Origin of the sequence: Methylobacterium sp. B1, from assembly GCF_000333255.1 — a bacterium.
In the GTDB taxonomy this organism is placed as follows: Bacteria; Pseudomonadota; Alphaproteobacteria; order Rhizobiales; family Beijerinckiaceae; genus Methylobacterium; species Methylobacterium fujisawaense.
Window position 1 is genome coordinate 1 of record NZ_BACT01000053.1, and the last position, 7,967, is coordinate 7,967.

10 protein-coding genes are annotated in these 7,967 nt (G+C 71.7%); 6 read left to right on the plus strand and 4 right to left on the minus strand.

Annotated elements, in window-relative coordinates:
• The 3 genes from I53_RS01545 to I53_RS01555 all read right to left on the minus strand — a co-directional run.
• Positions 1 to 398 (minus strand): biotin carboxylase N-terminal domain-containing protein (locus I53_RS01545; protein ID WP_043345937.1); only part of this gene is annotated, 398 nt, incomplete at its 3' end.
• Positions 399 to 502: 104 nt separating this feature from the next.
• The gene (gene accB, locus I53_RS01550; RefSeq protein WP_043345938.1) at positions 503 to 976 is read right to left on the minus strand and encodes an acetyl-CoA carboxylase biotin carboxyl carrier protein; all 474 of its coding nucleotides are present in this window, start codon (positions 974 to 976) and stop codon (positions 503 to 505) included.
• 157 nt (positions 977 to 1,133) lie between these two features.
• Positions 1,134 to 1,916, minus strand: coding sequence for a DsbA family protein (locus I53_RS01555; RefSeq protein WP_043345940.1), 783 nt, complete (start codon positions 1,914 to 1,916; stop codon positions 1,134 to 1,136).
• 210 nt (positions 1,917 to 2,126) lie between these two features.
• Here I53_RS01555 and I53_RS01560 point away from each other — a divergent pair, with 210 nt between their 5' ends.
• A complete protein-coding gene (locus I53_RS01560) occupies positions 2,127 to 3,281 on the plus strand; it encodes a pyridoxal phosphate-dependent aminotransferase (RefSeq protein WP_043345942.1) in 1,155 nt (384 codons plus the stop codon).
• Positions 3,282 to 3,284: 3 nt separating this feature from the next.
• On the opposite strand, the gene I53_RS01565 is transcribed toward I53_RS01560, so the two are convergent.
• The gene (locus I53_RS01565; protein ID WP_043345943.1) at positions 3,285 to 3,983 is read right to left on the minus strand and encodes a phosphoglycolate phosphatase; all 699 of its coding nucleotides are present in this window, start codon (positions 3,981 to 3,983) and stop codon (positions 3,285 to 3,287) included.
• 173 nt (positions 3,984 to 4,156) lie between these two features.
• On the opposite strand from I53_RS01565, the gene I53_RS01570 reads away from it, so the two are divergent.
• The 5 genes from I53_RS01570 to I53_RS01590 form a co-directional block, all read left to right on the plus strand.
• The gene (locus I53_RS01570) at positions 4,157 to 4,621 is read left to right on the plus strand and encodes a hypothetical protein (protein ID WP_043345945.1); all 465 of its coding nucleotides are present in this window, start codon (positions 4,157 to 4,159) and stop codon (positions 4,619 to 4,621) included.
• 130 nt (positions 4,622 to 4,751) lie between these two features.
• Entirely contained in the window at positions 4,752 to 5,465 is a 714-nt protein-coding gene (gene rpiA, locus I53_RS01575; protein ID WP_043345946.1) for a ribose-5-phosphate isomerase RpiA, read from the plus strand.
• 44 nt (positions 5,466 to 5,509) lie between these two features.
• Complete coding sequence (locus tag I53_RS01580) at positions 5,510 to 6,100, plus strand: DUF2059 domain-containing protein (protein WP_043345948.1); 591 nt, start codon at positions 5,510 to 5,512, stop codon at positions 6,098 to 6,100.
• 42 nt (positions 6,101 to 6,142) lie between these two features.
• Positions 6,143 to 7,363: an O-antigen ligase family protein gene (locus I53_RS01585; protein WP_083935934.1), complete on the plus strand. Its 1,221-nt coding sequence runs from the start codon at positions 6,143 to 6,145 to the stop codon at positions 7,361 to 7,363.
• The coding region (locus I53_RS01590) for an FAD-dependent oxidoreductase (protein ID WP_043345950.1) at positions 7,360 to 7,967 on the plus strand (608 nt) is incomplete at its 3' end. The genes I53_RS01585 and I53_RS01590, both read left to right, overlap by 4 nt.

Sequence of the window (7,967 nt, forward strand, 5' to 3'; positions counted from 1 at the left end):
CCCGGCACGCAGGGGATCCCGAGTTTCAGCGCCGTGCGCTTCGCCTCGATCTTGTCGCCCATGGTGCGGATGTGCTGCGCCTTGGGGCCGATGAAACCGATCTGGTGATGGGCCAGCACCTCGGCGAAGCGGGCATTCTCCGAGAGGAAGCCGTAGCCGGGATGCACGGCATCCGCTCCGGTGATCTCGCAGGCCGCGATGATCGACGGAATGTTGAGGTAGCTGTCGCGGGCGGCGGGCGGCCCGATGCAGACGCTCTCGTCGGCCAGCCGCACATGCATGGCATCCGCGTCGGCGGTGGAGTGGACCGCCACGGTGGCGATCCCGAGTTCCTTCGCCGCCCGCAGAATGCGCAGGGCGATCTCGCCGCGGTTCGCGATCAGGATCTTGTCGAACATCGGACCCGTTAGGGCGTCCTGGCGATCCCGGACCGCGCAGGATGCTCTATCCTCTTGAGTTGCGGCATCGTCCGGGACGGAGCGGCGAGCGCCCGGCGGACGTCCTAAGTGATGACGAGCAGGGCCTCGCCGAACTCGACCGGCTGACCGTCCTCGACGAAGATCGCGCTGATCGTGCCGGCGCGGGGCGCCACGATCTCGTTGAAGGTCTTCATCGCCTCGATGAGCAGAAGCTTGTCGCCGACCTCGACCTTCGAGCCCACATCCACGAAGGCCTTGGCGTCGGGCGAGGGCCGGAGATAGGCGGTCCCGACCATCGGCGAGGGCACGGTGCCGGGCTGCGCGCGGGCCGGCTCGGCCGGGGCGAGGGGGGACGGCGCCGCGGCCGCCGCCGGGGGCGGGGCCACGGCCGCGAGGGGCGCGGGCGCCGCCACCTGAACATTCACGGGTTCGAGCCGCCGCGCGACACGGATGCGCAGGTCGCCCTTCTCGACCTCGATCTCGGACAGGCCGGTCTCGGTGACGAGGTTGGCGAGCTCGCGCACGAGTTCGGGATCGATGGCGTCGTTCTTTGGCATCCGGCCTACTTCGTCTCGCGGCACGTCGGTGCGTCCATCCGGGCTCGGCCCTGGACCTCCACCGCGGCCCTGCGGCTGGCGGCTCTTAGACGAAGGCGCCCCGGCGCGACAAGGCTGCGCGGAACGCCTTCGGGGTCCGTCGGGTCGATCCGTCAGCTCAGCAGGAGGCGTGGCCGCACTGGCGCACGTCGGCGATGGTCTTGCGGATCGGCTCGACACCGACCGCGCCGGGAATCACCTCGTCGCCGATGATGAAGGCCGGCGTGCCCGAAAGGCCCAGACGGTCGCCGAGACCGCGGTTCTCGCTGAGCGCGGCCTTCACCTCGGGGGAGGCCATGTCCTTCTGGAGCTTGGTCGTGTCGGCGCCGAGGTCCTTGGCGACCTGGATCGCCCGGGCGCCGTTCACCCGGCCCTTGGTCTCCAGGAGCTTCTGGTGGAACTCCCACAGCTTGTCGCCCTTGAGCTGCTGGCGCACCGCGATGGCCACCTGGCTCGCCTCGAGGGATTCCGGGCCGAGCACCGGGAAGTCCTTGATCACCACCCGCAGCTTCGGATCGGACTTGATCAGCGTCTGGACGTCCGCCAGCGCCTTGCGGCAGTAGCCGCAATTGTAATCGAAGAACTCGACCAGCGTGACGTCGCCCGACGGGTTGCCGGCGACGACATCGTGGGGCCCGTTGAGCAGCGCCTCGCGCGACTCCTTCAAGGCGGCGGCCTGGGCGAGACGCTGCGTCTCGGCCTGCTGCTTCTCAGCCTCGGCAAGGGCCTCCTGAAGCACTTCGGGATGCTTGATCAGGTAATCCTTGACGATCGCCTCGATGCCGGCGCGCTGCGCGTCCGTGAAGGGCGCGGCGGGGGGCGTCGCGGTCTGCGCGAGGGCGGGGACGGCGACGAGGCCGAGCGCCAGGACCAGCGCGGGCAGGGGGCGGATGAAAGGCATGGATCCTCGCTTGCGCGGCAGGCCGGCCCGCGCGTGGCGCGAGCGGTAGGGGCTGGGTTAGGCGTTTTCGCGGCGTCCGGTCAAATCCTGCCCGTACCGATCGAATCGGTCGCGGCTGCCGGTCCGGCATCCGGTTGAGGCGCGGGCCGCGAGGGTCTACCCCCGGCGCGCCGGCAGCGCGGCGCAGACGACTTTGCAGCGAGGGATGCCATGACCCCGATCTCCCGGCGGGCCGCCGCAGTCCAGCCGTTCCTCGCGATGGATGTCATGGCCGCCGCCGCCGCCAAGGCGCGGGCTGGCGTCGACGTGGTGCGGATGGAGGTGGGCCAGCCCTCCGCCCCCGCGCCCGGCCCGGTGATCGCGGCCGCGCAGGCGGCGCTCGCCACCGGCCGCATCCCCTACACGGAGGCCCTCGGCCTGCCTGCCCTTCGGGCCCGCATCGCCCGGGACTATGCCGAGCGGCACGGCGTCGCGGTGAGCCCGGAGCGGGTGGTGATCACGACCGGATCCTCGGCCGGCTTCGTCCTCGCCTTCATGAGCCTGTTCGATTCCGGCGACCGGGTCGCCGTGCCGCAGCCCGGATACCCGGCCTATCGCAGCATCCTGACGGCCCTCGACCTCGTTCCGGCGCCGATGGTGCTGCGCGCCGAGGACCGCTTCGCCCCGACCGCCGCCCTGCTCCGCGAGACCCATGCCCGCGCGCCGGTCGCCGGGGCGCTGGTGATGAGCCCGGCCAATCCCTCCGGCACGGTGATCACGGAGGCCGCCCTGCAGGATCTCTGCGCGGCGACGCGCATCCTCGGCCTGCCGCTGATCTCCGACGAGATCTATCACGGCCTCAGCTATGGCCTGCCCACGGTCACGGCCCTGCGCTTCGACCCCGACGCGGTCGTCATCAACTCCTTCTCGAAATACCATTGCATGACCGGCTGGCGCGTCGGCTGGATGGTCGTGCCGGAGGCGCTGGTCCGCCCGATCGAGCGGCTGGCGCAGAACCTCTACATCTCGGCGCCCTACCTCTCGCAGGTCGGTGCGCTGGCGGCCTTCGACGCCACGGAGGACCTGGACGCCGTGCGCGACGGCTACGCCCGCAACCGCGCGATCCTGCTGGACGCGCTCCCGGCCCTCGGCCTCGGCCGCGTGCATCCCGCCGACGGCGCCTTCTACCTCTACGCCGACGTCTCGAACCTCACCGACGACGCCTCGGATTTCTGCCGGCGGATGCTGGACGAGGCCGATGTCGCGGCGACGCCGGGTCTCGATTTCGACCCGGATCTCGGCCACCACCACGTCCGGTTCTCGTTCGCGGGCTCGGAGGCCGAGTGCCGCGAAGCGGTGTCGCGGCTGAAGACCTGGCTGCGCTGAGGATCAGGCGAGTGCGGCCGGTACGAGGGCGCCCACCGCCTCGACAAGCTGCGAGAAGTGCTCGATCACCCGATCGGGCCCGAGTTCGGAAACCGGGCGATCAGTATAGCCGAAGGTGACCGCCACCACCGGGATGCCGGCGGCCTTGGCGGTGTCGATGTCGGTCCGGGAATCGCCGACCATCACGGCGCGCGCCGGATCGCCACCGGCGCGTGCGATCGTGCCGGTGAGGTGGCGCGGATCGGGCTTGGCTTGCGGGAAGGTGTCGCGGCCGCAGATCGCCGCGAAGCGGTGACCGATGCCCAGGAGGCGCAGCAGCTCCACCGATTGCCCCTCGAACTTGTTGGTGCAGACGGCCAGCGTGAATCCCGCCGCCTCGAGAGAATCGAGGGCCTCGACCACGCCGGGGAAAAGGTAGGTCGTGTCGGCAAGGTGGTCCCCGTAATGGTCGATGAAGGCATCGAACAGCCGGTCGTGGTCTTCCGGCGAGAGCGGCCGACCCTCGGCCTCGAAGCCGCGCCGGATCAGCGCCCGGGCGCCGGCCCCGATCAGCCCACGCGCCTGGGAAAGGGGCAGCTCCGACAACCCCTCGCGCGCCATCAGGACGTTGAGCGTGCCGATCAGGTCGCCTGCGGTCTCCGCGAGGGTCCCATCCAGGTCGAACACGGCGATCGGGGGCGGGGTCGTCGGTTCGGTGGGCATGCCTGCGGGGCTCCGTGCTGGCCGGGATCTCGAAACGGCGTCGCTATCGGGGCCGGCGATGCGGGGCAAGCCGGCGGAGGGGAGGCGGCAGATGCACCGATCGTCTCACCCAGCGCCCCAGACTCGCCTGAAAGCGCGGCGAAACGCAGCGCGTACCAGCCCCGGGATCCGCGATGAAACCGTCTCTGCCCCTTCTGGCCGTCTGCGCCGTGCTCCAAACCCTGCCGGCGGCCGCGACCTCCTTCGAGTTCGTGCCCGCGCCACAGACCGACCTGAACCGGATGTACCGGGTCGACAAGGTGACCGGAGAGGTCACCTCCTGCCAGTACGGGCTTCAGGAATCGGCGGGGGGAATCGGCCAGACGGTCTGCTTCGGGCCGGGCGAGGGCGCCGGGCCCCAGACCCCGTCGGAATACGGGCTGGTGGCGAGCCGCCACACCCGCGAAGCCGGGGTCTTCCGGGTGAATTACCGGACCGGCGAGATGAGCATCTGCTTCGTGCTGGTTAAGAAGGAGCAGGTCGTCTGCACCCAGCAGGGCAAGCCCGGGGTCGAGAGCGCGTCCGATGCGCCGCTGACCGGACCTGCGCCCGGTCGGGCCGGGGCCAGCGCCACGCCGACACAGGGTGGGCGGCCGTGATGCCGCCTTGCCGGCGCGGGCGTTCCGGTCGGCCCGGTCCCGTGCTACGGGCCGACCGAATCTCACGGAGAGAGCGGCTGCCCATGACGCGCGATTCCTCGCCCAACCTCGCCGATCGGGCGGTGTCCCGGTGAGCGGGCCGGATCTGCGCCGGGCTGCGGCCGCCCGCGCCCTCGACCTAGTCGAGCCGGGCATGCGGCTCGGCCTCGGGACGGGATCCACGGCGGCGGCCTTCGTGGCGCTCCTTGGCGAGCGGGTCGGCGCCGGACTCGACATCCTCGGGGTCCCGACATCCGAGGCGACCCGGGCCCAGGCGGAGAGCCTCGGCATCCGCCTCGCGACCCTCGACGAGCAGCCGGAACTCGACCTGACCATCGACGGCGCCGACGAGGTCGACGACCAGCTGCGCCTGATCAAGGGCGGCGGCGCGGCCCTGCTGCGGGAGAAGATCGTCGCCTGCGCGAGCCGCCGCATGGTGGTGATCGCCGACGCGGCCAAGCACGTGGCGCGGCTGGGTGCCTTCCCGCTTCCGATCGAGGTCAATCTCTTCGGCCTCAAGGCCACGCACCGGGCCGTCGAGGCGGCGGTCGCGGCGGCCGGCTGCTCCGGTGCGGTCCGGCTGCGCGGCCGGCCCGATGGCAAGCCCCTGGTCACCGACGGCGGCCATTACATCCTCGACGCGCATCTCGGTGCGATTCCCGATCCCGAGGCTCTCGGCGCCGCGCTGTGGGCCGTGCCGGGCGTGGTCGAGCATGGCCTGTTCCTCGGCATCGCCGACGCCGCGATCCTGGCGGCGGCGCGGGACGGGCAGGCCGAGGTCACCGTTCTCGGCAGCCTCGCCTGAGGCGCCGTCCTCAATCGCAGGTCATCCTCGCAAGAAAGTCCAGCATGTCCCGACGCCTCATCGCCGCGCCCGGCCTCGCGCTCGGCCTCGCGCTCCTGGCGCTTCCGCATCCAGCTGCAGCCCAGCCTCAAAAACCCGCGCCGACCAAGCCGACGGCGCAGCCGAATGTCCCGGCGGGCGGCACCCCGGCCGCCAATACGCCGGCGGCCTCCACCTTTTCGCCGAGCCATCTGGCACTCGCCCGCGAGGTGATGCTCAGCTCCGGCATCGCCCGTTCGTTCGACTCGGTGCTGCCCGCCTTCGCCGATCAGATCCGCAAGCAGACGGTCACCAGGCCCGAGCTTTCCAAGGATCTCGAGGAAGTCCTGGCCTCGCTGCAGCCGGAGATGGAACTGCAGAAGCAGCGCATGATCGACATCGCGGCGCGGACCTACGCGTCGAAATTCTCCGAAGCCGAGCTGAAGGAGATCGCGACCTTCTTCCGCTCGCCCGCCGGGAAGCACTATGTCGAGGCGCAGCCGCAGCTTCTCGACGAGATGGTGCAGGAGATGCAGGACTGGACGCAGGACGTCTCGGAATACGTCATGGTCCGCGTCCGCGCCGAGATGGGCAAGCGCGGGCATCAGATGCAGTGAGGGTGGCCGCCCCCGCGGATCGATCGCCGTGAGAGGTCGACCATGAGCGCGGCCGGCCGCCTCTACGCGGCGGGCGGCGTGCTCCTCGCCGTCATGCCGCTCGCCATGGTGCTCGCCAACCGATCGAGCCCGCTCATCTGCGGGCTGGCGGCGCTCGCCTTCCTGGCCGGGCGCTGGGCGGAGGACGCGGCCGCCCTGCGCCGCCATCTGCTGGGACCGCTCCGGACGCCGCTCGCCGGCGCAGCGCTCGCCTTCCTGGCCTGGGCCCTGATCTCGCTCGCCTGGAGCCCGTTCCCGGCCGCGTCGCTCCGGGTTCTCGGGGAGTTCCTGCCGACGCTGCTGGCCGCCTACCTGCTCGCCTGTCTGGCGCCCGGCCGCATACCGGCCTTCGCGCCGCGCCTCGGCGCGATCGCGGTCGGGCTCGCAGGCCTCCTGATCGCGATCGACCTCGCCTCCGATCTTGCCCTGGAGCGTGCGCTCGGGCGCCGGATCGCCGCCTTCGTTCACAACCGGCCGGCCTTGACCCTCGATCTCGTGGCCGGTCCGCTGGCATTGGTGCTCTGGAAAGGCAGCGCCCGGGGCCTGGCGGCGGCGGTGCTGGGCTTCGCGGCGCTCGGCGTCCTCCGCTCGATCAGCGGCGCCGCCCAGCTCGGCCTGCTGGCCGGCGCCGCGATGGCCGCCCTGGCCCGGATGCTGCCCCTGCGGGTAGGTCTCGGCCTCGCCGGCCTCGGTCTCGGCCTCTCCGTGGCGCTCGCCCCGGTCGAGGGCGACCTTCTCGCCCGCGCCATGCCGGAGGCGGCGCACGAGCGGCTCGTCCAGTCCTCCTCCCGGGCACGAGTCGCGATCGCGCGCAGCTTCGGCGCCGCCGTGGCGGCCGATCCCTGGCGCGGCGCGGGCTTCGGCACCAGCGCGCGCTTCGCCGAGACGCCCGTCGCGGAGACGGTGCCCCCCGAGATGCGGGTCCTGCTCGGGGTCGGGCATCCGCACAACAGCTTCCTGCAGATCTGGGCCGAGCTGGGCCTGCCCGGCGCCCTCCTCGCCGCCCTGACGCTGATGCTGATGCTTGCCCGGATCGCGCGGCTGACGCAGCCGGACCGCGCCGCGGCCCTCGGTCTCGTGGCCTGCGCGGCGGCGATCGCCTTCGTCGAGCACAACGGCTGGGCGGCATGGTGGACGGCGGGGCTCGGCGCTGCCATCACCTGGATGCGTGCGGCGTCTCCAGCCGACGCGAACGAGAGATCCGAGCGGGACGGTCCGGCATGAGCGCGTTCGACGTCGACCTCTTCGTCATCGGCGGCGGGTCCGGTGGTGTCCGCGCGGCGCGGATCGCGGCTGGATACGGCGCGCGGGTGATGCTGGCCGAGGAGTACCGCGTCGGCGGCACCTGCGTGATCCGCGGCTGCGTCCCGAAGAAGCTGATGGTCTATGCCGGCCGCTTCGCCGACGAGTTCGCGGATGCCGCGGGCTTCGGCTGGACGGTGGGACAGCCCCGCTTCGACTGGGGCACACTCAAGAGCCGGCGCGACGCGGAGGTGACCCGGCTCGAAGGCATCTACGACGCCAACCTGATCCGCGCCGGCGTCGAGATCGTGCCCGAGCGGGCGGTGATCGAGGATTCCCACACGGTCCGCCTGCTGAAGTCCGGCCGCACGGTCCGGGCGGAACGCATCCTCGTGGCGGTGGGCGCGCATCCGGTGAAAGAGCCGGCGGTGCCCGGGATCGATCTGGCGATCACCTCGAACGAGGTGTTCGAGCTGGAGAGCCTCCCGGAGCGCATCCTGGTGATCGGCGGCGGCTACATCGCGGTGGAATTCGCCGGCATCTTCGCGGCGCTCGGCAGCCGCACGACGCTGCGCACCGGGGAAAG

What these genes read in the sequence shown, in the direction of transcription:
- accB (WP_043345938.1), bottom strand. Translation starts at nt 976, where the DNA reads ATGCCAAAGAACGACGCCATCGATCCCGAACTCGTGCGCGAGCTCGCC.
- I53_RS01555 (WP_043345940.1), bottom strand. Translation starts at nt 1,916, where the DNA reads ATGCCTTTCATCCGCCCCCTGCCCGCGCTGGTCCTGGCGCTCGGCCTC.
- I53_RS01560 (WP_043345942.1), top strand. Translation starts at nt 2,127, where the DNA reads ATGACCCCGATCTCCCGGCGGGCCGCCGCAGTCCAGCCGTTCCTCGCG.
- I53_RS01565 (WP_043345943.1), bottom strand. Translation starts at nt 3,983, where the DNA reads ATGCCCACCGAACCGACGACCCCGCCCCCGATCGCCGTGTTCGACCTG.
- I53_RS01570 (WP_043345945.1), top strand. Translation starts at nt 4,157, where the DNA reads ATGAAACCGTCTCTGCCCCTTCTGGCCGTCTGCGCCGTGCTCCAAACC.
- I53_RS01580 (WP_043345948.1), top strand. Translation starts at nt 5,510, where the DNA reads ATGTCCCGACGCCTCATCGCCGCGCCCGGCCTCGCGCTCGGCCTCGCG.
- I53_RS01585 (WP_083935934.1), top strand. Translation starts at nt 6,143, where the DNA reads ATGAGCGCGGCCGGCCGCCTCTACGCGGCGGGCGGCGTGCTCCTCGCC.